This is a genomic window from Dyadobacter sp. HNCC25DJ183 (genome assembly GCF_056895175.1).
In genome coordinates this window covers 78,164-100,901 of record NZ_JBXHAP010000001.1, presented here as the reverse complement: position 1 = coordinate 100,901, position 22,738 = coordinate 78,164, and the positions used below count along the sequence as shown (strand labels likewise).

Sequence of the window (22,738 nt, the reverse complement as noted above, 5' to 3'; positions counted from 1 at the left end):
AAAAAGGAAAGGAGGAAAAAATCTTGAAAAAAGATGGTTTCCATATATAGAAACAAAAAATTGATGTAACTTTATGATTGAAAAATTGTTTGAGGTGGTATTCCTCGAAGAGGCGTTTACTTTCCTGAAAGCACTGGATAAGAAACATTCCGAAAAGATATTGTACAACGTCAGGAAAGCACAAGCTAAGAATGACCCGGAGCTTTTGAAGAAGCTTAATAGTGAAATATGGGAGTTCCGGACATTGTATCAAGGTTTACAGTACCGCCTTCTGGCATTTTGGGATAAGTCTCAGGCAGAAGAGACGATGGTCATTGCGACACATGGTTTTATCAAGAAGCAGAGCAAAGTGCCGGAAAATGAAGTGGGCAGAGCTCAAAAACTTAGAAGTAAGTATTTCGATGAAAAATAAACCATTCAAAAAATGAAAACTTTCACACTTGAAGAAGTACAGGACGAATTAATCGGCAAGATCGGGACACCCGCCCGGGACAGGTTCGAGTACAACCTGCAGATAGACCTGGTGGGCAAAGCAATCAGGGACACGCGTCTTGAAAGGCAGCTTACACAGGAAGAGTTGGGTAAGCTTGTTGGTGTACAAAAAGCGCAGATCTCAAAACTGGAAAACAATGCAGCGAACATGACGCTAGATACATTAATCCGCGTGTTTGCTGCTTTGAAGGCCAAAGTGCAGCTTCATGTGGAGCTTCCTAACATTAGTATTAATGTTGAAAAGTAGCTACCTGTAATTACATCATATACTATTAAAAAGTATTAAATGCCGTATACAAATCAATAGTAATACAGGGGAATATACTTTTTAAATGGGTTTCAGGTAATCAGAGCTCCGCCAGTTTTTGAACAAATTGGATGAAATGGTTTTTCAAACCTTCCCAATCTTTATTTTGGATCAGCTTCTTATCGAAAAGCTGTCCGCCGATACCTAGTCCATTTGCGCCTGTTTTCATGAATGCGACCATATTGTCCAGGCCCACGCCTCCTGTTGGAAGAAGTTTGAGCTGGTTCATAGGGGCTTTAAGGTCTTTGATATACTCAGGTCCCAGGGAGGTTGCCGGATAAATTTTCACCATTGTCGCTCCGAGGCTCCATGCATTATAAATCTCGGTAGGTGTAAATGCACCGGGGAAGACAGGAACTCCCTTTTTCACACACGATTTGATTACTTTCTTGCTGATCACAGGCGTAACAATGAACTGGGCGCCGGCCTTTAAGGCACTTTTCAAATCATCTTTTGTGCAAACCGTACCCGCTCCGATATTCAGACCTGCCGCTTCATTTTCCACAGCATACCGGATTATGTCAGCTGCGCCAGGGGTGTTCATGGTGATTTCTACTGTGGTAAGACCAGCTTCCCTGTAAATAGGAAGAATTTGCTTGATATCTTCCAGATCTACATTCCGGATAATCCCTACCAGAGGAGCTTTCTCAAATAGCGGGAATGAAAACTTTTCTTTATTCATTGTGTTAATTAACTATCTATTTCATCAATTGTGAGCGCCTTTTTGCTCCGCGCCACTTGAAGCGCTAACTCGCTCCTTCCATGCACAATCACTTCTTTGCACTGGAAGATTCCCTTGCTATCAGCCGGGCCTCCATTAGGATCTGCCTTACTCCTTCTTCCGGGTTAACAAATTTGGCGAGCAGAAATTCCACTGCCGTTTTCCCCAACAGTTCAAGCGGCTGGCGAAGATAGGAGATCGGACAATAGTACAGGTCGAAAACTTCTGCCTGACCGAAGCTGACAATCGCCAGATCTTGCGGCACTTTGAGCCGGAGCTCGTTGATGTATCTCAGTCCATTGATCGCCAATCCGTAAGTCGCGAATATAAGTGCCTCAACCCGCTCGGGCAGGGACAGTATCTGGTCAATTGCAATTCGTACCTCGCCTTCCATGGTGTCGAAGCGTACCTCTTTCAACCATTCATTCTGAAACTGGATCTGACTATCGGCCAGTGCGTGTTTATAGCCGCGTACCCGCTCTTCCATGTGGTACATTTTAGAATCATAGGCGATAATCCCGATCCGGGTATACCCTCCTTTGATGAGGTGAATGCCAGCATCATAGGAGGCTTTGTAATTGTTTGTTGCCACAAAATCGGTTTGAATTTCCGGAAAATGCCGGTCCAGGAGCACAAACGGAATCTTCCTTTCTTTGAGATAATGGATCTGGTTTTCGGAGCCTTCCGAGGAAACAATGATGATCCCGTCTACCTGCCGGTTGATCAGTACATTCAGCAGGTCCCAGGATTTATCTGCGTTTTCATCGCAGCTGCCTATAATAACCGTGTAACCGTTTCGCTTGGCTTCGTCTTCCACAACCCGCGCGATATTGGCAAAAAACGGGTTCGAAATATCGGCGATAACCAGACCAATGGTGTGCGTTTTGCCGCTGCGCAGACTCTTCGCCAAATGATTGGGCTGGTAGTTGAGCTCCAATGCGATCTCCCTGATCTTCTTCGCAATTGCTTCTCCTACCCGCGTTTCACGCTCCTTCCCATTCAAAACATAGGAAACGAGGGCGGTGGAAACGCCGGCTTTATGTGCAATGTCCTTGAGGGAAGCCTTTTTCATTGAGGTCGCTTTCACATAAAACAAGCAAAAATCCTTTCTCTACCCAATATTGGCATTACAGACCCATTTACCACAGTTCAGATAAGTGAGCCAACGGTTTAAGTAAATGCGCTGAAAACCATATTTTGCCACACTTATTTTACAACCCACATCCTCATTCCCGCAACGTGCCTGAAAAGCGAAATAATTTCCTGAGAAAACTGCTCGATCAATCCAAGTTGCCGGTCTCCGAAAAAGAGTTCTGGTGGTATTCGTTTTGCTACTGGGGCATTTTTGCATTGATCACTTTGTGGCAGCTCACCATGCTCTGGCGCATTCGTGAAGGCTTCACCATGCAGCCGAACGAGCTTTTTATCTGGTTCCTTGACGGATTATTCTGGTGGTCGACTACGCCGCTGGTACTATGGGCTTCGCTCAAAGTGCCTATCGCATTCAAAGGGCGGGACGGTTCGCTCCTGAAAGCCATTTTAATCCACCTGTTTATAGTAGGCTTTCTGAATGTGTTTGTAAACCTGCTGCATTATTTTGTTACCAATCCGCTGATGTTCAAAGTAGCAGGCAAGTCGATTCCTCTTGAAAAATACCTCTTTTCCTTTTATTTCGGCTTCGCAGGGAGTTTTGCACAGTACCTTCTGCTGGTGGTTGGCTTTAATAAAGTGTCTTATATCTATCGCTATCAGGCATTAAAGCAGCAGCATTTTGATATTGAGCTAAATAATGAACAGTTGCGGAGCCAGCTGGCCAACGCGCAGCTGCAATCACTGAAAATGCAGCTTAACCCGCATTTCCTGTTCAATACGCTTCACGCCGTGATCAGCCTCATGATCAAGAATGATATCCGGAAGGCGACCGTAATGATCACCACTTTAAGCGACCTGCTTCGGGCGGTTTTGATTAACCAAAAGGCTGATTTCATTCCATTGCAGGAAGAACTTAAACTTACACGACAGTACCTGAGCATTCAGCAGGTCAGGTTTCAGGACAGGCTGAAAGTGGAATACGAGATCGATCCTGCATCTGAACTATACCCGGTGCCGCAGCTGATTTTGCAGCCGCTCGTCGAGAACTCCATCACACACGGTATCTCGGATGTGACTACCGACGCACTGATCCGCATTAAAGCTACCGTAAGCAACAGCGGACTGGAAATAAAAGTGGAAGACAATGGAGCCGGACAGCAGAAGGATTCGGAGGGAATGGGGCTCGGGCTGAAAAATACAACATCGAGATTGAAGCAGGCGTACGGAGAAAAAGCAGGTCTGACTTTCGAACAGCCGGCGCGCGGAGGTACCATTGTGACCTTGTTTTTTGAAGGTCAGGCAAAAACCAAATTAATGAGCAGCAATGAAACATTCCAGTCTGATCGTTGACGACGAAATCCTGGCAAGAGATGTGATCCGCACATTTCTGAAAGACGACCCGCACATTCAGGTAGCCGGAGAGGCTGGCAATGGATCGGAGGCGGTGATTAAAATACTTCAGTATCGGCCCGAACTGGTTTTTTTGGATATACAAATGCCGGAGCTGGACGGGTTTCAGGTTTTGAAGGAAATCTGGCCGCATTATCAGCCATTTGTGGTCTTTACAACTGCCTACGATCAATATGCGCTTCGTGCTTTCGAGGTGAATGCGATTGACTACCTGCTGAAACCGTTTGACGAGATCAGGTTTCATCAGTCGCTCGGGCGGGCAAAAGAGCGGCTGAGCCTCAAATCACAGCCGCGCATGGAGGAGCTTGTTGCCAACCTCCTGAAAGAACAGCGCGAGCGACCGGAGAATTATCTGCAGAGGATTCTGGTGAAAGAAGCCGGTAAAATGTATCTGGTCAAAACAGCAGATATCAGCCACTTCTCGGCAGACGGAAATTACATTTCGGTGTATACTGCTGCCAAAACCTACACCATTTACGAAAGCCTCAGCAGCCTGGAAAATCGGCTTGATCCCGACATCATGATCCGCGTTGGCCGCTCCAACATCGTTAACATGAACTATATTTCTGAACTGGAAACGTACTTTAATGGCGAGTACATTATCCATCTTTCCACAGGTGATAAAGTAAAGTGGACAAGAGGATACCGGGAAAATATCCGCGCTTTTCTCACAAAAATCGGCTGACAGCAAATCTGTTTCAGGCACTGATAGGCACAGTTCAGATAAAATAATCTACAATTCAAACAGTAGTACTTCCGCACGGGCTATCTGCAGGCGAATTTGCGCCTGTTCTGTTACTTAACTATTTAGCCATGCAATTTAAAAACTTCAACTTCCCAAACTCCGCCCTCACGCGCGACCTGCGTGCTATGGCGAAGTCAAAATGGGCACCAGCCGCGATTGGTGGCAGTGCCGTAATCATTGGGCTAGCGCTGCTGGCACCTACCATCTCGTCGGGACCTCTTCCTGAACTTGAACAAAACCTCCGCGAAGGCGTCGGCGAGTCGCATTGGTGCTACGATCCGATGAACCAGAAACTGGTAGTGAAGCCGGTTGCCCTACGTTGCAACAAGTCTGCGGAAATAGCATTGCCGGTCAGCAGCATCGAAGCTTTCAGGCGGCCTGCCCTACTGCAAAGTTTGATACAGCTATAATCAAAATCAGTAGGCCGGGCTTAAACAAACCCGGCCTACCGATTACTTTTTTTACTAATAAGCCAGTTCCGCAACTTCACGCACTTCTTTCTTCACCTCAATGGCCGGAGGGAGCAGCTTGTACATCACCGGCGTCACTAGCCTCGACAGTAATGTAGAGCTTATCAATCCACCAATCAGCACCAATGCAAGCGGCGAGTAGAGCGCGCTGTATTCGATCACCAACGGCAGTAATCCCCCGATTGCAGTGAGTGAAGTAAGCAGGATAGGCACAAAACGAATTTCGCCAGCTTCAATGATTGCCTCTTCAATTCCTTTGCCCTGCTCGCGCAGCTGATTCGTAAAATCCACCACGAGCAATGAGTTTTTGACCTCAATACCTACCAATGCGATAAAGCCGATTGTGGCAGTGAAAGAGAGGGTCTCGCCGGTCAGGAAGAGCATAGCCAATCCGCCAACAATGCCCAGCGGGATCACAGAAAGCACAATCAGTATACTTTTGAATGTCTTGAATTCAAGTATCAGCACACCCAGAAAGCCGAAAATAGTTACCAGGATAATGAGTCCCAAACCGCCGAAACTTTCCTGCTGGCTTTCCTTTTCGCCGGCTACCGTGAAAGTTTGTCCATCCTCAAATCTGAATTGATTGAGCTTTGAAGTAATCTCTTCATCAAGCCGCTGCACATTATAGCCCGGTTTCACGAATGCGGATACAGTGACGTAGCGATCTTTATCGTAATGCCGGATCTGATTGGGCGAACTCTCGAATTCTACCGTCGCTACGTTTTTCAAAGGGATACTAGCGCCCGAGGCGGAGGTAACATACAGCTTGTCAAAAACACTGTAATCCTGAACTGCTGCATTGCGCGAAACGGACACATTCACATCGTAATTATCCGCCTTACCCACATCCTCGCGGTAGGTAGCCACATTCAGTCCCGCCGCCCCCAGCCGGATCGTACGGTCGATTTCCGCAGAGGAAATGCCGAGGGTTCCTGCTTTTTGCTTGTTAATGCTGATACGCAGGTCAGTAGGCTGCACCAGCAGCGGGTTGTTCACATAGATGGTACCCTCCGTTTTGGCCAACAGATCCGCTACGCGAAATGCCGTTTTACGAAGATCTGATAAATTTTCACCGTAGATCCGGTAAGCAAGCGGCGCCTCGATGAGCGGGCCCTGCTCAAAGTCTTTCACCTTGATCTCTGCGCCGGGATAGCCTTCCAGCTTCTTTCTGAGACGCTCGATCACTTCCACTTTCTCCGTGGTTTTTAAACCTTCTACCTGCACGAAAATCTCCGCAAAATTCTCGCTTTCATTGTGTTGGACTACGTTATAGTAGATCCTGGGATTTCCTTTACCCACATTCGTAGCAAAAGAAGTGATCTGTGGTTCCTGCTTCAAAACACCCTCCACATAGCGGGCAACCTGGTTTGTCTTCCTGATATTGGTCCCTTGCGGCGTTTCTATGCTAACCAGGAACATCGGTTTTTCAGATTTGGGAAAAAGTGAGTTTCCAATGAGCGGGACCAGGGCAAGTGAGCCTGCGAAGATCAATGCGGCGATTACCAGCGTCACGGCCGGGCGCTTCAATGCCTTATCCAGGATAGTGCCGTAAGTTCCGTGGATGAGTTTTTTCATTCCCCTCAACAAAAAATTACCTTCCTCGCTCGCATGCGGCTTCAAAATCACGCTTGATAAAAAGGGAACGATCGTCAGCGATACGATCATAGACGCAAACACCGTGGTAATAACGGAGAGCGGCAGACTACGGATAAAATCACCTGCACCCTCGGGAAGAAATACGAGCGGCAGAAAAGCGAAAATCAGCAGGATCGTGCAGCCTACTACCGCCAACCCGATCTGCGAGGAAGCTTTAATAGATGCATCCACGCGGTTAAAGCCCATTCGCAGGTACCTTTCAATGTTTTCAACGACAACAATGCTGTCGTCGACCAGGATACCGAGCGCGACGATCATCCCGACAATACTCAGTTGGTTGATATTGTACCCGAAAAGGTTCATCAGCGTCAGCCCGATCGCGAGAGATAATGGAATGGAGATCATCACCACCACCGAAGCCCGTGTACCCAGCGGCAGCAATGTGAGCAGCACCAGCAGGATCGCAATGCCGAAATCGCGGGCAAAATGCGAGAGCCGTGTATCGACGCTCTTTGCCTGGTCGAACACTTTCACCAGCTCGATATTGGCCGGCAGCCTGGTTTTGAACTGATCCACTACCGGCGTTACCTGGTCCTGCACGGCAATGATATTTTCTCCCTCTTTCTGACTTACATTCACAAAACTGCAACGGTACCCATTCAATCTGGCGAGGTGGGTTTCATCTTCATAGCCCATTTTCACTTCGGCCACATCTTTCAGGTAAACGATCTTTCCATTCGCCGTGGAAACGACCGTATTGGCGATTTCGTCCAGCGTCCGATAGTTACCGCTCGTCTTAACATTAAGTTTCTTGGTACCCATACTGATGCTTCCGCCGGGTATATTCACATTCTCACTTTGGAGGGCGGCGATCACCTGATTTTGGGTTAGCTGCTGCTGAGCGATCTTTTGCAGGTTCAGACTTACCTTCACCTGTGGCTCAGGGACGCCCTGGTAATCCACTTTTTTCAGGCTCTTGATCTTTTCCAGCTGCTCTTTCAGCTCCTTCGAATACTTCTTCAATTGCGTATAAGTCGCATTCTCACTGACCAGCGCGAATTGGTAGATACTTACGTCGGAAGGGATCTGTTTGTTGATGCGGATATCCGCAATGTCGGCAGGAAGCTGGCCGCGAATGCTGTTGATCTCGCGCACAATCTCCTGGTACTTATCCTCGGGATCGGAACTGTACTTATACTGGATCTGCATCACCGCCAATCCGTCCTGAATGTCGGTGATCACGTGCTTCATATTGTCCAGCTCGTTGATCTTCTTCTCCATCGGATCCACCACAAGCTGCTCCATATCCTTCGGGCTTGCGCCCGGATAGATCACCACGACTGTAAACTGCGGCGGGTGAATGTCGGGATCTTCGCTTCGCGGCATCGTCAGCAAAGAATAAATGCCAAGCGCCATTACTGCCAGGAACACCACCAGCGTAAACTGATAATTTTTGACGGCAAATTCAGGTAGTTTCATGATTTCGTCTGTTGAAGGTTACTGGACAATTTTAATCGCCGATCCGTCCGTCAGGTACGCAGAGCCTTCCCTGATCACCCTAGCGCCGGCTTCAATGCCGGAAAGAATGTAAGCTTTGTTGCCTTCCAGGTACGCGATCTTCACCAGCTTTTTGGCCGCTTTGTCGCGCTGCGCTACAAACACAAATGCGCTGTCGCTTTCTCCCTCGATCAACGCGTCGACAGGCAGCGAGATCATATCCGTTTTTTCATTCGGGTAAATACTTACTCTTGCAAAAAGACCACTGGCGAGCTTCAATGCTGATTTATCCAGCTTGATCTCCACCTGGTACAAACCCGATCCTGCCTCACTCCCCTGCCCCAGCGCGCTCACTTTTCCAGTGAAAGTCTGTTTGTAAGCGTCAAAAGTTACCTCTGCTTTTTCCCCGCCTTTCAGCCGAGCCCAGTCCTTATCCGTCAACCCGCATTTCACCACCCAATCTTTGTTGGCAGTACTGCTGATGTACAATACCGGCGCGCCGCCCTGCACCTGCTCACCTGCATTCTGCAGCTTCCGGATCACGACCCCGTCGGTGTTTGAAATGATCCTGGTCTGCGACAAGTTGAACCTCGCAATGTCGAGCTGTTTTTCTGTTAGTACCAATGCAGTCTGGCTGTTTTCTAGCTGCTCTTTGGTATTTACACTGTCCCGGTACAGGTTCTGTACGCGCTGGGCGTCGCGCTTTGCTTTCAGGAAATTCTCTTCCGCCTGGTTTACCTGCGCCTGGATCTCCGTGATATTCAGTGTGGCAAGTACCTGCCCCCGACGTACCTTATCGCCCTCTTTAACCGTAATGGAACTGATAATACCGCCCGTTTTGAAAGACAATCGAGCTTCACTATCCGATGCCAGCAGCCCCGAGGTTTCCACCGCCTGCGCCTGGGTAAGAGCAGTCGGGCCCACGATTTTCACCGGAATGGTATTGTCGGATTGTTCATGCTTTTTCTCCTCGCTGCATCCTGCCAGCAAAAGAAGCGAGGCGAGTAACACGCCCGGTATTGTGATCTGAGTAGTTGTTTTCATAACAATTTAGTTTTGAAGTACATAGCTTGCTTTTGCACGTTCGAGCTCGGCTGCACGGGTTTGTACGTTGAGATAGGAAATACTCTGCTGCAACTGATCGCTGATCAGCCGGTTCTGTGCGTCGAGCAGCTCTATATACAGAAGTTGTCCCTCGCGATAGAGCTTTTGCTGATCATGATAGTACTGCTGCGATAAGGCGGTCTGGCTCCGGGAAGCCTGGTATATCTGCACCGCCGAGCTTAGCCGGTTCGTTGCAGTTCGTGTTTGCAGCAACAATTGCTGTTCTACCTGGTCAAGCTGCTCGCCCGCTGCTTTGACCTCCATTTCGGCCTGTCTGGTTCTGTGCTGAACACGGTTGGCCGCAAATACACGCCAGTCAAGCGTAAAACCGAAGAGGTAATAGCGGGTATCATTATTAAACCGCAGGAAGTCGCCTTGCGAACCCAGGTCCATAAACGTCGACAGTTTGGGCAATGCAGCGGAGCGCGCAAGCTGAACAGAAAGTGCATTGATCTTTGAAAGTGTTTCCAGCTTGATCAGCTCCTCTCGCTTCCCATCGGCTGCCTGATCCGCGAGCAGGTTTTGCGATTCCTGTTTTGGCAAACTCACCGGACTATCCAGCGGCTTATTCAGAAGGAAATTGAAGTATGCCACCGCATTCACCGCTTGGTTCCTGGCGTCTTCCAGCCGTGCCTCCAAACCGATCAGCTCATTTTCCGATCGGCTCACGACGGTCCTGATCGCCTTGTCATTTTTAACCAAAACCTGATTAAAGCGCAGATTGTCCCTGGCCAGCAAAACTGCATTCTGGATAATTGAGACGGATTCATTTGCCTGTAAACAAGCATAATAGGCCAGCTTCACTTCTTTCACCAGTTCCCTTTTGTAAACATCCAGTTCGGCCTGCTGCAAGTTGATCTGCTCTTTTTTAATGCGGGAGTTATAGATGATCTCGGCATTATAGATGGGCAGCGAAGTCCTGAAACGAGCGTCGTAGTAATTGTTTGGATTAAAAGTCTGGCTTACATTGTCAACCTGCGGGAAAGCGGAAGTATTTGTAAGCTGGTTAAGCGAATTATAGACCGGATTCAGCAAATCGCCGATGGGAATGCTGATCTTCCGGCCGCCCCGTGAATCCAGGTAAGATGCATTCAGGTTTACTTCCGGCAGAAAGAGCGTCTTCGCCTCTTTCAATGCATACAGGTTTTTTTCCAGTAAAAACCCCTGCTGCTTTACACCCTGATTGTTTTTCAATGCATGATCGATGTATTCCTGTAAAGTCGCATCCTGCGCTTGCGCCGCAGAAATCATCACACAACAGGCAAAAGCATAGTGTAACAGCCGCCGCAAGGGCGCCTTAAAGTTGAAGTCCATAATAAGAGTCGTTTATTTACTAAACAGTGTTCATCGAATGGTAAAATTTTTTTAGGTTTTCATTTGCGTCAAAAAATGAGATAGGGATGCATTCATCATTTGTCTAACATCTTCGTCGGGCATTTCAAGGATGCAAGTTCGCTCCCTGATGTACAATGTGACAAGTCCATGCACAAAAGACCAGACTGTCATAGCAGCAACAAACTTGTCGGCCGGCTTAATCAAACCCTGATCGATGCACGCGGCCATTGTTTCGAGCAGGTACCCGAATGCGCATTCGCCTGCACTCCACTTTTCCTTGTGCTTGATCTCCGCCAGCGGGGCACGCATGACAAACATCAAATCGTAGTAATCCGGATTTTCAAGGGCAAAATTCACGTAAGTTTTACCCAGTTCATGCAACCGCTCATAAGGGTCGCTGATGGAGTTGTGCTGACGCAAAAGTTTGTCGAGTATTTCAAATGCATTTTCGTGGATAATGTAAAAAATTTCATCCTTATCCTTGAAATACAGATAGATAGTGGCTGGACTGTACTCAATCTCCTCGGCAATGTTACGGATAGACGTCTTATCATAACCTTGCTTCAAAAACAACTGAGTTGCCGAATCAATGATCAGGTTTCTCATATCCTGCTTTTCCCGCTCTTTCCTTTCCTTGATCGCCATAGTCTCTGAAATACGCCGTGAATATAATAAACAGTGTTTAGTAAATCTATTTTTCTTTTGTACAAAAAGGAAGAATGGTAGAAAAATATACTTGAACGGAAAGCTTTATAGTGATTATGAAGGCTGTGTCGCAAGCATTTGATCGTATTAAGCAATAAAAAAGCGGGACAGAACTGACCCGCTTTCCATACAAATTTATCCGGCATTTACATTCCTGAGGTACCCGGCAGCGAAGCTAACTTCTCTTCATCGCGGCTGATATCCTTTTTCAGGTCATCAATATTTCGTTTCAGTTTTTCAAGACTATCCGCAGCTCTCCTTGCTTTTTTGGCATCACGGTTGGCTGAACTCGCGCTTTTGCTTGCCCGCTTCGCTGCCCGCTTGTCCTGCGGATCGTCGCTCAGCCTGTCGGCAGCCTTGCGGTTTTGCTCAACGGAACGTTCGGCCGCTTCGGCGGTTTTCGCTGCTTCTTCCGTTTTGCTTTGCAGCTCGTTTTCGAGTTTGGCCAATTCCAGCTTGCGGTCGTTCAATTTCTTGCTCAGTTCAAGTGCTTCTTTTTGATTTTTCAGCAGGTTGATAGAGTCTTTGGATACTACCTGGGCAGAGGCCGACAGCGTAATAAACGCAAGTCCGAGGGATGCTACTATGTTTCTGATTTTCATCGCTTCCAAATTATGATGTGAGGTAAAAACCTGACAGTGCAAAAACCATACCGGCGGGAAAAGTGCGTCATAATAGCAGTTACATACAAGGAAAAAGTTGAAAATTTCGCAGGAAATGCAGATTTCCGGAATTAAAAGGTTGTTTAAATAGTTTGTTTAAAATGTTTGTACAACATCATTTTAAACTCCTCACTGACAAACAACTTTACTTTGAACCGCGTTACCCTACCGTTACTGCTCCTCTTCTTGCTGAGCCTCGCCTCCTGCGACAGCCTGTTTTTATATAACCCCAATCAGGTTACACTGTTGAACGGACAATCCAATCTCAACAATAAAAACATCGCGCTCCTTGCTTCAAACCCGCCTCAGGATACACTGAGTTTTATTTTGATGGGAGATACACAGCGCTGGTACGACGAATCGGAAGATTTTGTAAAGAGCGCCAACAGCCAGAAAGAAATCTCGTTCGTTCTGCACGCCGGCGACATTTCCGACTTTGGACTTGCCCAGGAATTGAAGTGGGTGGATCGCATTATGTCCCGCCTGAATGTTCCCTATATGACGGTGATCGGCAACCACGATATCATCGCCAACGGACCCGACGCATACAAGAAGATGTTCGGTCCCCTGGATTACAGTTTCACTTACGGCAACTACAAATTCATTTTCATCAACACCAACTCACGGGAATATGCATTCGACGGCACCGTGCCCAATGTACCCTGGCTCCGCGCGCAGCTGGCCGACAATCCCGATGGGAAGGAAATGATCGTCGTAGGTCACGTTCCGCCTTACGACAATGATTTTGATAAAAAGCTCGAACCTGAATTCGCCGGTTTACTGCGCGATAACCCGAATGTAAACATGAGCTTATACGGTCACCAGCATTCATTTACGGACGGAGAATATTACAAAGATGGCGTTCGGTATGTAGTTACCACGAGCATGGGAGCAAGAGGCTATTTGTTGATCAAGCTTTGGAAAGGTGGCCAGGAGGTTAAACGAATAGAATTTTGACACTATGAAAAAAGTATTACTCCTCTGCCTCCTTTGCGCACAACTGACCGCTTCGGGACAAAGTATCGATCTCGCACGATCGCACCGGCGCTGGTTCATGCCTGACCATGCAAAACTGCAATTCGCAGGCGGGACGGGCTTCCTCTCCGGGGGACCAGGTTATATTTCAAGAAACCGGACACTCGAAACCGACTTCCTGTTTGGCTACCTGCCTGAGGAATTCGGAGGCGATGCATTGATTACCATTACCGGCAAAACCACCTACTCGCCCTGGTCGGTTCCGCTGCCTAACTCTTACTATATCAAACCATTTTCGCTGGGTATGTACCTCAGCTACACATTCGGTCCGCAGTTTGACTGGAAATGGCCGAAGTATTATCCCAAAGGCTATTACTGGTGGGCAACGTCTGTGCGGCCGGGTTTGTATGTGGGGGGAAAAGTGGGACGCGATGTAATGCCGCGCACACGCAAGCGCCAGCTCGAACTGTACTATGAACTGGGCACCTACGATCTGCTGCTGATCAGCTACGTCCAGAACACAGGTTTTTTGAAACCCGGCGACATTCTCAATCTTGCAATCGGTTTCAAGTTTGGGTTTTAGGTCAGATCTCGTCGGTTTTGGACGAAATATCCCTGATAATGTCGTCGAGCGAATGCGCGGACGTGAGTATGTGATCCAGCAGCTCGCTTACTTCTTCTGCCGAGTTCTCGTAGTTTTTCATCAGGTCGATCAGCGACATTAAACGCGCCAATGGAGCCCTGATCACGTGCGACTGCATCCAGGCGATCTGCTGCAGCTTTTGGTTCCGCTCTTCGATCTCGCTGATGTACCTGCGCTTTTCAGTCACGTCTCGACCAATGGAAATCCAGTGGGTAAGTTGCCCTGCGCCGTCCAGCACCGGGTGCAGCGACAGGTTGATAATGTATGCTTTGTCCTCTTTTTCGTAGTAGACAATCTCCGATTTCAGCTGTTCGAGGTTGGAAACCGCCCTTTGTAATTTATCAATGTCATTGTCGGAAGATCTGAATCCTTTCAGCACCAATGGACTTTTTCCGATCACTTCTGCCGGCGTGTAGCCCGTCAGCTTGGTAAATGCTGCATTGACGTACAGTATCTGCAAGCCCATTACATTCCCCGGATCAGATTTGGCGATCAGTACGGCGTCGCTGGTGTTGGTGATCACGGACCCCAGCAGTTTCAGCTCATATTGTTCCGCTTTCTGCCGGGATACATCGCGCATGACGCCAATCATACGCACTGCTTTACCCTGGCGGTTACGGGTGATATAACCAATTTCTTCCACGAATGCGTAAGTACCGTCGGCGCGCCTGAAACGATATTCTGCGCTCCATTTCTGGCCCCGGTCGGCGAGGAGCAGGTGCAGGCTTTGCTCCACCGCGGCACGGTCTTCCGGGTGCAAATGCCGCAGCCACTCAGCTACTCCGTCCTTTTCAATCAAATCGAAGCCGAACAATCTGAAAAATCCTGCGCCCCATTCGATTCGGTCGGTCAGCAGGTCCCAATCGTAAATCGCATCGTTTGTAGCCATGTTCAGCAACTCGTATCGTTGGTTGCTTCTTCGCAGCTCATCAATCGCCTGCTTTCGTTCAGACACATCGATACCAATGCATTGTATCTCCACGGGCTTGTCTGCTGAGTCTGTTAATGCAATAAAATGCCAGTACACCGAACGCGGCTTGTCGCTTTGCTGCACGTAATCCAGCTCCGCCGAGACAATCTTACCCGGTTCAAGCAGGCATTTATTCACCACATCCACCACGCTCAGCCGGTGGTAATGCATCACAACCATGATCGAATTGACGCCCAGAAAGTCTTCATTATTATAAAACCACCTGAAATCCTCCCGGAACTTGGTGTTGTAGTAGGTATAATTTCCCTGCAGGTCTGTCCGGATCACGTAGTTGGTTTGTGCATCCACCAGGCTGCGCAGCCGCGACTCGCTGGCCAGCAGCTCCTCCTGTATGTTCTTGCTCTGGGTAATATCCAGACAAGCGCCGATCATTTTCTCGACCTGGCCGCTTTCCCCCAGTTTCGACCTGCTCCATGTTTTCAGGTACCTTACCTCACCGGAAGCATGAATGATCCGTTCTTCAAATTCAATATCCGTTTTATTCCCCATTGCGTATTCAAGCCCTCCGCGCACCCTGTCCCTGTCCGCCGGGTGCACCATTGCGAGATAGCCTTCCAGACTGGGCTTGTACGTTCCCTTTTCCAGACCATAAATCGCGTATAAAGTGTCCGACCAGCTTACTACATCCGTTTCAATGTCCCATTGCCAGGTACCGAAACGCGCCAGCTCCTGGCCTTGCGAGATCAGCAGCGCATTGTCGGCGATCAAATCCAGGTTGCGGCGGTTTTCGAGGATTACTGTCAGTAGCGCTACCGCTTTGGCTACAAATTTGAGCTCTTCTTCATTCGGCGCCTTGATTTTGTGGTAGTATACAGCGAACGTGGCAATAACTGTATCGTCGGAAAGAATGATCGGGTGCGACCAGCACGCAAGCAGATCATATTTGAGGGCAAGCTCCTTATGGTTTTCCCACACGGGATCTGTGGCAATATCCTCCACCACGATCATTTTTTTGGTAAATGCAGCAGTACCGCAAGAGCCCGCCTTCGCGCTGATTTCCACATCCTGTATCGACTGAATGTACTCTGGCGGCAGCGACGGCGAGACCCAGTTCTGGAGCCTGTTGTTGCGAATACCCATGATCGAGCAGGCCATTTCCGGGAAGATCCGCTCAATGCCGGTCACGTAATGCAGGAGCACGTCGTTCAGCTGCGAGTTTTTTCCCGCATTGATTTCCAGTACCGTTCTTTCCAGATGCTCCACTTGTTCCAGCCGCCGGGTTTCAGTGATATCCAGCACAAGCCCGCGATTTTTCAGGCTACCCTCGTCACTGGTCACATTGATCACCGATTTCAGAATGTACTGCACTTTTCCATCCTCTCCGAAGACAGCAGCACAGGTGGACTGGTAAAATTCTTCCGAAACCTGTCCGTGCTTATCAGGCGGGGTAACGTACCGCATCACAGGGCCCAAAGTTGACTTGCCGGTAACGGCCACCTGCTCCAACACGGCGAGGGACGAGCCCGCCTCACCGGAGAGTACCTCAACAAAGGCATCATGAAAGCTCCTGCCCACCAGCTCTTCCCTGCTCCTGGCGCTCAACAACAGAAATGCCTCATTCGCCTCCGCAATCGTAAACGCAGGCGCGTCGGCTTCCAGCACCAGGGACGGAACCGGACTGGCATTAAATATTCCCTTAAAATCTTGGCTGATCATACTGATTACCCGGGTTGTACACGACAAGCAATAATTGACAATAGCTGCATTATGTACATTTAATTAAGGTGAAGGTAAGTTCTGGAAGTCGTTGGTATAAATAGCTTGGTACTAATATCTTCTATAAGTAACTAAATGGTGTTTTGAGTAAATAGAAAAATGAAAGAGACAGGACTGATCAATGCATCTGCCATCGTTAAAAGCGGAATGTGCCTGTTTATTAATTATATTTCAAGATAAACTTTTCTGCTTGCCGTGAAGGCTGTTTTTGGCGGAAGAAAAAGAATGATCATGAGGACTATTTTACTGACAACTGCATTAGGCGCAACCTTCGCCGGAGCCGCGGCTTACATGTACTTCGGACAACCTGAAACACGCTACATTGCCGATAGCAAGGATATTACTATTTGCGGACCCGTGTATTCCGGCCCGGCGGGCTTGAATGCAGCCGGGAAGTTTATCGGCGCCATGCCCGGCTGGGGAGATTACTCTTTTCCCGTCACAACTGAAAATGACAGCTCCCAGTTTTTCTTTGACCAGGGACTCAACTTATATTATGGTTACCATTTCAAGGAAGCAGTGGCTTCTTTCCGGGAGTCGGCGCGACTGGATCCGGCGAATGCAATGGCTTACTGGGGACAGGCGCTCGCTATGGGACCTTACTATAATGCCGCGCACAGCTATACCAAGCCGGCGGAAATTCCGGAAGTACTCGCCAGTATGAATGCAGCCGCCGCCAATGCAAACCCCACCGGGCAGGCGCTCATCAAAAGCATGAACACGCGCTACTCGGAAGGGACAGACGATTCCCGCAGACAAGAACTGAACGTGGCTTATGCAAAAAGTCTGAAAGCGCTCGTCGCACAAAATCCGCGTGAGAAAGAATTCAAAATCCTGTACGTAGACGCGATGATGCTGATCCACGCCTGGGACTTCTGGAACAAGGACGGAAGCGCCAAATCGTGGACGCCCGAGCTGATCCGCCTGTGCGGGCAGGTGCTCAAAGAAAGCCCGAAACATCCCGCTGCCCTGCATTACCACATTCACCTGACCGAGGCTTCACGAAAACCGGAGGTAGCACTGGCAAGTGCTGAAACGCTTCGCAATGTAGCCCCGGGCGTGGCACACATGGTGCATATGGCGAGCCACGAGTACGAGCGCAACGGACTGTATGCCAAAGGTGTGGAGGTGAACAATGTAGCAGATGACAATTTGTTATACTACGATGCGCTTGCTAAAAATCTGTCACTCAACAAGCACTCTGCGCATTATTTCGCAGTGCAAACCTACTGCGCACTCACGGGCGGAATGTACAAAGACGCTGCCCGCTATGCCCAGCGCCTGCGCAAGACGGTAGCTCCTTCCCACGAAGGCACCTATGATCAGTATTTGTACATGCTCCCGCAAATGGCGATGGTAAGAATGGGCAAGTGGAACGAGATCCTCAGCGATACCACCCGCATTGATCCGCAATGGAATTATGCGACAATACTTTCTGCTTTCGCGAAAGGGATCGCATTTACCCAGACCGGACAAGCAGACTCCGCTGCTGCTCAGCTCGCGATTATCAAAGCTAATATCAACGACGTTACATTGACTAAGCGGCGCATTCCTTTCAATTCACCTGTTGAAGTAGCGCGCATTGCAGAACGGATACTGGGAGGCGCGGTGCTGTTTGAACAAAAAGACCCGACACGCGCACTTACCTCACTGGAAGCAGCAGTGAAGCTGGAAGACAACCTGATTTATACAGAACCCAAAGACTGGCCGATCCCGAGCCGGCAGTTTCTGGGGCGATACCTGCTTAAATCAGGAAAAGCGGCGCAGGCCGAGCAGGTGTACCGGGAAGATCTGGTAAAGAACCCCGGAAACGGCTGGTCGCTGAAAGGCTTGCACGAGAGCCTGAAAGCGCAGGGAAAAACAAAGGAGCTCAACAGCCTCGAAGCACGTTACAAAACCGCTTTTGCGCACGCCGACGAGATGCCGGTCGCATCGGTTTTGATAAAATAAGAATGCAACCTGGTCAATTCACAGGCATTTAAACCGACACAAATGATCAACCGCCGCAAAACAATATACCTGCTTACATTGCTTGCCTTGCTTACGCCGGCTGTGCACGGGCAAACGATGAAAACATTCAAGGTGAAAGCCGGGGATTATCCTAACAAGGTGATACCCGTAGCCGAGCAGTTCCAGTTTCCTACATTCGAACGTGGGAAGATCCTTTTCTACGGGGGACGGACCGAAGAGGCGCCTTTAAACTATACCTATCTCGGCGGAAACCTGCTGTTTTTGAATAACCAGAAAGATACCCTCGAACTCCTCGATCAAAAACTGGTGAAGGTTGTCGATATGCAGGGGAAGATCTTTTACAATGACAAACAGTACGGATTCTGCGAAATGGTTTCTGCATTCGGAGATATCAAGCTGGCAAAAAAGCACATTTTGGCACGGATCGGCAATGAAAAAGGCGGACCTTATGGCATTTCTTACACCGCGTCTTCTGTCACTACCTACAACTCTTATTCGAATGAGGCATCGCCCGGGGCGAGGAAATTGAAGATGGATACGGAAGCCATTTTCGGCCACCGGACGCTCTACTTTTTTATGGATCCAAATGATCGTTTTCTGATCCCAGGCAAAAACAGCATCACCAGGCTTTTCCCGAAATACAAAACCGAGATCGCGCAGTACCTGAAAGACAATCCTGTCAATTTTACACAGGAGGAAGACCTTACCAGGCTGCTCGCCTTCTGTCAGGAGCTGAAATAATACAGCTTTCATCAAGGCTTGATTTTTGTGGATGACCATTTTTCTAAAAGCTGATCAGAAACAATGAAGATTGCGACCTACAATGTAAATGGCGTAAACGGCCGGCTGCCGGTACTGCTGCGCTGGCTGGAAGAGCAGGCTCCCGATATCGTTTGTCTGCAGGAGCTCAAAGCACCACAGGAGAAATTCCCCGAAAAGGCGATCCTGGACGCGGGCTACAATGCGATCTGGCACGGACAGAAAAGCTGGAACGGCGTAGCGATTCTGGCGCGCGGACTTGAGATACAGGAAGTGCGCCGACAGTTACCCGGCGAGGAGGAAGACACGCACAGCCGGTACCAGGAAGCGATCATCAATAATATGCTGATCGGCTGCCTTTATTTACCCAACGGAAATCCCGCGCCCGGTCCGAAGTTCGATTATAAGCTGCGCTGGTTCAATCATTTCATCACACACGCCGCCGAGCTCCTCGCACACGATGTACCAGTGATCCTGGCGGGCGATTACAATGTGATGCCCACGGATCTGGACGTTTATAAACCAGAACGCTGGGTAGATGACGCTCTTTTCAGGCCGGAAACCCGCGCCGCATACAAGACGCTGGTCGATCAGGGCTGGACCGATGCATTGCGCACGCTTTACCCAGATGAAAAAATTTATACATTCTGGGATTACTTCCGCAATGCATTCAGCCGCAATGCGGGCTTGCGTATCGATCACTTTCTCCTGAGTCCGCACTTTAACGGCAAGCTGCTCTCGGCAGGTGTAGACAAGGATGTGCGGGGCTGGGAGAAGTCAAGCGACCACGCTCCTACCTGGATCGAAATTGCCGACGAATAAAATACCCCTGCTGGTTGTAAGTAAGTTACAGACAAAGCTGCATGGTGGCACGTATTTTCATGATGGTTGGTAACCGCCATTCAGGTGGGTATCTTTCATCAACACGAGAAACCATGTCAAAGAAAATCGTATTTATTCACGGTATGTTCCAGACCTCCAAAAGTTGGGACAAATGGGTTAATCATTTCACAAACCTGGGCTACGAATGTTCCGCCCCATCCTGGCCCGATCACGTTGGCGATCCGCAAAGCCTGCGCGACAATCCGCCGGCAACACTTGGTGACCTGATGCTTGAAGATGTGATTGAAGCCATGGAAGCCGCCGTGATTGCAGCCGGCGGGAACAATCCGGAAGTTGCAGAGAAGCCCATTATCATCGGACATTCTGTTGGCGGCCTGCTCACGCAGATATTTGTCAGCAAGAACCTGGCGAGTGTGGGCGTGCCGATCTGCACGGTTGCGCCAAATATGATGATGACGCTGGACTGGCCCTTTTTCAAAAACGTGGCTGCCATCACCAACCCGTTTAAAGGCGATGAACCTTTCAAACAAACGCCGGAGAGTTTCCATGAAGCTTTTTGTAACACGCTGGATGAAGCCTCGGCGCGTCAGGCATTTGAAGAAACTGCCGTCCACGATAGCCGGAATGTACTAAGAGGTTGCCTGGGATCGAATGGACACATTGACCTGGATATGCCGCAGGTACCTATGCTGTTTATCAGTGCCAAAGAAGATCACATTGTACCTACCGAACTGGTGGAGAAAAACAGCAAGGCTTACACTGACGCAGTAACTGATATGTCTTTCAAAGAATTTGAAAATCGCTCGCACTTTATTTGTGGGGAACCAGGCTGGGAAGAAGTGGCAGGTTACATTCAAAACTGGCTGGTAACACAGCAGCAGGTTTCGCACCAGCAAGCATTTTAACCTTATCAAATTGGAAATATTTCGCACTCCATTTCAGAAATGAGATGGAGTTTTTTATTTTTGCATTTCAACAATCCATTACGCATTTCCATGTAAGAGCAAATTTCTTTCACAAATAGTCGGTGCAGCTTCACATTCAGAGCTGCCATTATTTACTTCAATCGAAAGAAATTATGCTTTTTATTCAAGATGTTGCGTACGCGCATCCTAATAGAGATATGTTGTTTCAGGACATCAATCTCACCATTCACCCGCACGAAAAGGCTGCATTAATCGGAAACAACGGCGCCGGAAAATCAACATTGATTAAAATACTTGCCGGCCAGATACTGCCGCAATATGGTCACGTGAAATACGATTCACAACCCTATTATATACCCCAGCTTTTTGATCAGCTTAATGATCAGTCCATCGAAAAAGCGCTTGGTATTGATGAAAAAGTAAATGCGTTGAATCAGATCCTGAATGGAAATGTCACTGAGGAAAATCTGACTTTACTTGGCGACGACTGGACCATTGAAGAACGTTGCCGCGAAGCATTTGAATTATGGAAACTGCCTGATTTTAACCTCTCCCAAAAACTCGGAGAATTAAGTGGCGGTCAGAAAACGAAGGTGTTACTCGCTGGAATACGGATCCACAATCCAGACATTATCCTGCTTGATGAACCCAGCAATCACCTGGACGCAGCAGGAAGAAAGCTGCTCTATGATTTTGTTCAAATGCATACAGAAACGATGCTGATCGCCAGTCACGACCGGATGCTGCTCAGCCTGGCAGAAACGATTTATGAGCTGACAAAAAAAGGGATCACCACTTACGGAGGCAACTTTGATTTTTATCAGCAACAAAAAGCAATCGAACAGGAGGCGCTTGCCCAGGACTTAAAAAGCAGGGAAAAAGCGCTGCGCAAGGCAAAAGAGATCGAAAAGGAAACTTTGGAACGTCAGCAAAAACTGGATGCCCGAGGTAAAAAGAAGCAAGAAAAAGCCGGCTTGCCTACGATCATGATGAACACGCTGAAAAACAATGCGGAGAAAAACACCTCGAAAATCAAAGGGATCCACTCAGAAAAAGTAGGTGCTATTTCCCAGGAATTATCCGCATTGCGCCGTGATTTACCAGGAATTGACAAGATGAAAATGAACCTGGATCATTCCGCTTTGCACAGGGGAAAATTGCTGGTAAATGCAAATCAGATCAACTTCCGGTTTGATCAGGAACCAATATGGAAATCGTCCATTAATCTTCAAATAACCAGCGGGGAACGCATTGCTTTGAAGGGAAATAATGGGTCTGGCAAAACGACTTTAATTAAATTGATATTAGGTCAGTTAACAGCTCAAACCGGAAAAGTGGAGCGCGCCGATTTCAAATCCATTTACATTGATCAGGAATATTCATTAATTAAAAATGAGCTCTCCGTTTTTGATCAGGTGCAGCAATTCAATGATGGGTTTTTGCAGGAACATGAAGTGAAGATCAGACTGAACCGCTTCCTGTTTACAAGGGAATTCTGGGACAAACCCTGCGGTGCATTAAGCGGTGGTGAAAAAATGAGACTGATGCTTTGTTCGGTTTCTATTATCAGCCAGTCGCCGGATATGATCATACTCGACGAGCCAACCAATAACCTCGATTTACAAAATCTGGAAATACTGACAGCCGCAATGAATGAATATCAGGGAACAATACTGGTGGTATCTCACGACGAGCACTTTCTCGAACAGATCAAAATAGAGCGGGTAATTCAATTATAATTCAAAAATAAATGCGGGCTGTTTTGGGACAGTCCG

The 22,738-nt window shown here is 48.3% G+C and carries 20 protein-coding genes; 12 read left to right on the top strand and 8 right to left on the bottom strand.

Features of this window, described 5'->3' with window-relative positions:
- Positions 1 to 73 precede the first annotated feature (73 nt).
- On the top strand, positions 74 to 412 hold the full coding sequence (locus tag AC1XTG_RS00395) for a type II toxin-antitoxin system RelE/ParE family toxin (RefSeq protein WP_484840584.1): 339 nt from the start codon (positions 74 to 76) through the stop codon (positions 410 to 412).
- A gap of 12 nt (positions 413 to 424) precedes the next feature.
- Positions 425 to 739 carry a helix-turn-helix domain-containing protein gene (locus AC1XTG_RS00390; RefSeq protein WP_484840583.1) on the top strand — a complete coding sequence of 105 codons (315 nt, stop codon included), beginning with the start codon at positions 425 to 427 and terminating at the stop codon, positions 737 to 739.
- Positions 740 to 839: 100 nt separating this feature from the next.
- Here the strand turns inward: AC1XTG_RS00390 and AC1XTG_RS00385 are convergent, their stop codons facing one another.
- Together AC1XTG_RS00385 and AC1XTG_RS00380 are read right to left on the bottom strand one after the other, a co-directional pair.
- A complete protein-coding gene (locus AC1XTG_RS00385) occupies positions 840 to 1,481 on the bottom strand; it encodes a bifunctional 4-hydroxy-2-oxoglutarate aldolase/2-dehydro-3-deoxy-phosphogluconate aldolase (RefSeq protein ID WP_484840582.1) in 642 nt (213 codons plus the stop codon).
- 88 nt (positions 1,482 to 1,569) lie between these two features.
- The gene (locus AC1XTG_RS00380) at positions 1,570 to 2,592 is read right to left on the bottom strand and encodes a LacI family DNA-binding transcriptional regulator (protein ID WP_056288245.1); all 1,023 of its coding nucleotides are present in this window, start codon (positions 2,590 to 2,592) and stop codon (positions 1,570 to 1,572) included.
- Between the two features lie 125 nt (positions 2,593 to 2,717).
- Between AC1XTG_RS00380 and AC1XTG_RS00375 the strand changes: the two genes are divergently transcribed.
- The 3 genes from AC1XTG_RS00375 to AC1XTG_RS00365 all read left to right on the top strand — a co-directional run bounded on the left by AC1XTG_RS00375 (position 2,718) and on the right by AC1XTG_RS00365 (position 5,177).
- The gene (locus AC1XTG_RS00375; RefSeq protein WP_229238711.1) at positions 2,718 to 3,962 is read left to right on the top strand and encodes a sensor histidine kinase; all 1,245 of its coding nucleotides are present in this window, start codon (positions 2,718 to 2,720) and stop codon (positions 3,960 to 3,962) included.
- Entirely contained in the window at positions 3,937 to 4,707 is a 771-nt protein-coding gene (locus AC1XTG_RS00370) for a LytR/AlgR family response regulator transcription factor (RefSeq protein WP_056288248.1), read from the top strand. The genes AC1XTG_RS00375 and AC1XTG_RS00370 overlap by 26 nt, the downstream gene beginning before the upstream one ends.
- Before the next feature lie 128 nt (positions 4,708 to 4,835).
- Positions 4,836 to 5,177 (top strand): hypothetical protein, encoded by a 342-nt coding sequence (locus tag AC1XTG_RS00365; protein WP_056288252.1) that lies wholly within the window; start codon positions 4,836 to 4,838, stop codon positions 5,175 to 5,177.
- A 54-nt stretch (positions 5,178 to 5,231) separates the two neighbouring features.
- Here the strand turns inward: AC1XTG_RS00365 and AC1XTG_RS00360 are convergent, their stop codons facing one another.
- The 5 genes from AC1XTG_RS00360 to AC1XTG_RS00340 form a co-directional block, all read right to left on the bottom strand.
- Complete coding sequence (locus AC1XTG_RS00360) at positions 5,232 to 8,315, bottom strand: efflux RND transporter permease subunit (protein ID WP_484840581.1); 3,084 nt, start codon at positions 8,313 to 8,315, stop codon at positions 5,232 to 5,234.
- 18 nt (positions 8,316 to 8,333) lie between these two features.
- Positions 8,334 to 9,377 (bottom strand): efflux RND transporter periplasmic adaptor subunit, encoded by a 1,044-nt coding sequence (locus AC1XTG_RS00355; RefSeq protein WP_484840580.1) that lies wholly within the window; start codon positions 9,375 to 9,377, stop codon positions 8,334 to 8,336.
- 6 nt (positions 9,378 to 9,383) lie between these two features.
- The gene (locus AC1XTG_RS00350) at positions 9,384 to 10,751 is read right to left on the bottom strand and encodes a TolC family protein (protein ID WP_484840579.1); all 1,368 of its coding nucleotides are present in this window, start codon (positions 10,749 to 10,751) and stop codon (positions 9,384 to 9,386) included.
- 51 nt (positions 10,752 to 10,802) lie between these two features.
- Entirely contained in the window at positions 10,803 to 11,417 is a 615-nt protein-coding gene (locus AC1XTG_RS00345) for a TetR/AcrR family transcriptional regulator (protein ID WP_484840578.1), read from the bottom strand.
- A gap of 206 nt (positions 11,418 to 11,623) precedes the next feature.
- Entirely contained in the window at positions 11,624 to 12,079 is a 456-nt protein-coding gene (locus AC1XTG_RS00340; protein ID WP_056288267.1) for a hypothetical protein, read from the bottom strand.
- A 210-nt stretch (positions 12,080 to 12,289) separates the two neighbouring features.
- Between AC1XTG_RS00340 and AC1XTG_RS00335 the strand changes: the two genes are divergently transcribed.
- Positions 12,290 to 13,096, top strand: coding sequence for a metallophosphoesterase family protein (locus tag AC1XTG_RS00335; RefSeq protein ID WP_484840577.1), 807 nt, complete (start codon positions 12,290 to 12,292; stop codon positions 13,094 to 13,096).
- Positions 13,097 to 13,100: 4 nt separating this feature from the next.
- Complete coding sequence (locus AC1XTG_RS00330; RefSeq protein WP_484840576.1) at positions 13,101 to 13,697, top strand: hypothetical protein; 597 nt, start codon at positions 13,101 to 13,103, stop codon at positions 13,695 to 13,697.
- 1 nt (position 13,698) lies between these two features.
- On the opposite strand, the gene AC1XTG_RS00325 is transcribed toward AC1XTG_RS00330, so the two are convergent.
- Positions 13,699 to 16,404, bottom strand: a complete 2,706-nt coding sequence (locus AC1XTG_RS00325; RefSeq protein ID WP_484840575.1) for a PAS domain-containing protein — start codon at positions 16,402 to 16,404, stop codon at positions 13,699 to 13,701.
- Between the two features lie 291 nt (positions 16,405 to 16,695).
- On the opposite strand from AC1XTG_RS00325, the gene AC1XTG_RS00320 reads away from it, so the two are divergent.
- The 5 genes from AC1XTG_RS00320 to AC1XTG_RS00300 all read left to right on the top strand — a co-directional run bounded on the left by AC1XTG_RS00320 (position 16,696) and on the right by AC1XTG_RS00300 (position 22,702).
- Positions 16,696 to 18,414 carry a tetratricopeptide repeat protein gene (locus AC1XTG_RS00320; RefSeq protein ID WP_484840574.1) on the top strand — a complete coding sequence of 573 codons (1,719 nt, stop codon included), beginning with the start codon at positions 16,696 to 16,698 and terminating at the stop codon, positions 18,412 to 18,414.
- A 42-nt stretch (positions 18,415 to 18,456) separates the two neighbouring features.
- Positions 18,457 to 19,176 carry a hypothetical protein gene (locus AC1XTG_RS00315; protein ID WP_056288275.1) on the top strand — a complete coding sequence of 240 codons (720 nt, stop codon included), beginning with the start codon at positions 18,457 to 18,459 and terminating at the stop codon, positions 19,174 to 19,176.
- 63 nt (positions 19,177 to 19,239) lie between these two features.
- Positions 19,240 to 20,016, top strand: a complete 777-nt coding sequence (gene xth, locus AC1XTG_RS00310; protein ID WP_056288277.1) for an exodeoxyribonuclease III — start codon at positions 19,240 to 19,242, stop codon at positions 20,014 to 20,016.
- A 113-nt stretch (positions 20,017 to 20,129) separates the two neighbouring features.
- Positions 20,130 to 20,942 (top strand): alpha/beta hydrolase, encoded by an 813-nt coding sequence (locus tag AC1XTG_RS00305; RefSeq protein ID WP_484840573.1) that lies wholly within the window; start codon positions 20,130 to 20,132, stop codon positions 20,940 to 20,942.
- Positions 20,943 to 21,115: 173 nt separating this feature from the next.
- Positions 21,116 to 22,702, top strand: a complete 1,587-nt coding sequence (locus AC1XTG_RS00300; protein ID WP_484840572.1) for an ABC-F family ATP-binding cassette domain-containing protein — start codon at positions 21,116 to 21,118, stop codon at positions 22,700 to 22,702.
- The last annotated feature ends 36 nt before the right edge of the window (positions 22,703 to 22,738 follow it).

Coding starts and splice junctions, on each gene's coding strand:
- AC1XTG_RS00330 (WP_484840576.1), top strand. CDS start 13,101: ATGAAAAAAGTATTACTCCTCTGCCTCCTTTGCGCACAACTGACCGCT.
- AC1XTG_RS00340 (WP_056288267.1), bottom strand. CDS start 12,079: ATGAAAATCAGAAACATAGTAGCATCCCTCGGACTTGCGTTTATTACG.
- AC1XTG_RS00365 (WP_056288252.1), top strand. CDS start 4,836: ATGCAATTTAAAAACTTCAACTTCCCAAACTCCGCCCTCACGCGCGAC.
- AC1XTG_RS00350 (WP_484840579.1), bottom strand. CDS start 10,751: ATGGACTTCAACTTTAAGGCGCCCTTGCGGCGGCTGTTACACTATGCT.
- xth (WP_056288277.1), top strand. CDS start 19,240: ATGAAGATTGCGACCTACAATGTAAATGGCGTAAACGGCCGGCTGCCG.
- AC1XTG_RS00390 (WP_484840583.1), top strand. CDS start 425: ATGAAAACTTTCACACTTGAAGAAGTACAGGACGAATTAATCGGCAAG.
- AC1XTG_RS00320 (WP_484840574.1), top strand. CDS start 16,696: ATGAGGACTATTTTACTGACAACTGCATTAGGCGCAACCTTCGCCGGA.
- AC1XTG_RS00355 (WP_484840580.1), bottom strand. CDS start 9,377: ATGAAAACAACTACTCAGATCACAATACCGGGCGTGTTACTCGCCTCG.
- AC1XTG_RS00325 (WP_484840575.1), bottom strand. CDS start 16,404: ATGATCAGCCAAGATTTTAAGGGAATATTTAATGCCAGTCCGGTTCCG.
- AC1XTG_RS00360 (WP_484840581.1), bottom strand. CDS start 8,315: ATGAAACTACCTGAATTTGCCGTCAAAAATTATCAGTTTACGCTGGTG.
- AC1XTG_RS00345 (WP_484840578.1), bottom strand. CDS start 11,417: ATGGCGATCAAGGAAAGGAAAGAGCGGGAAAAGCAGGATATGAGAAAC.
- AC1XTG_RS00305 (WP_484840573.1), top strand. CDS start 20,130: ATGTCAAAGAAAATCGTATTTATTCACGGTATGTTCCAGACCTCCAAA.
- AC1XTG_RS00315 (WP_056288275.1), top strand. CDS start 18,457: ATGATCAACCGCCGCAAAACAATATACCTGCTTACATTGCTTGCCTTG.
- AC1XTG_RS00370 (WP_056288248.1), top strand. CDS start 3,937: ATGAAACATTCCAGTCTGATCGTTGACGACGAAATCCTGGCAAGAGAT.
- AC1XTG_RS00380 (WP_056288245.1), bottom strand. CDS start 2,592: ATGAAAAAGGCTTCCCTCAAGGACATTGCACATAAAGCCGGCGTTTCC.
- AC1XTG_RS00395 (WP_484840584.1), top strand. CDS start 74: ATGATTGAAAAATTGTTTGAGGTGGTATTCCTCGAAGAGGCGTTTACT.
- AC1XTG_RS00300 (WP_484840572.1), top strand. CDS start 21,116: ATGCTTTTTATTCAAGATGTTGCGTACGCGCATCCTAATAGAGATATG.
- AC1XTG_RS00385 (WP_484840582.1), bottom strand. CDS start 1,481: ATGAATAAAGAAAAGTTTTCATTCCCGCTATTTGAGAAAGCTCCTCTG.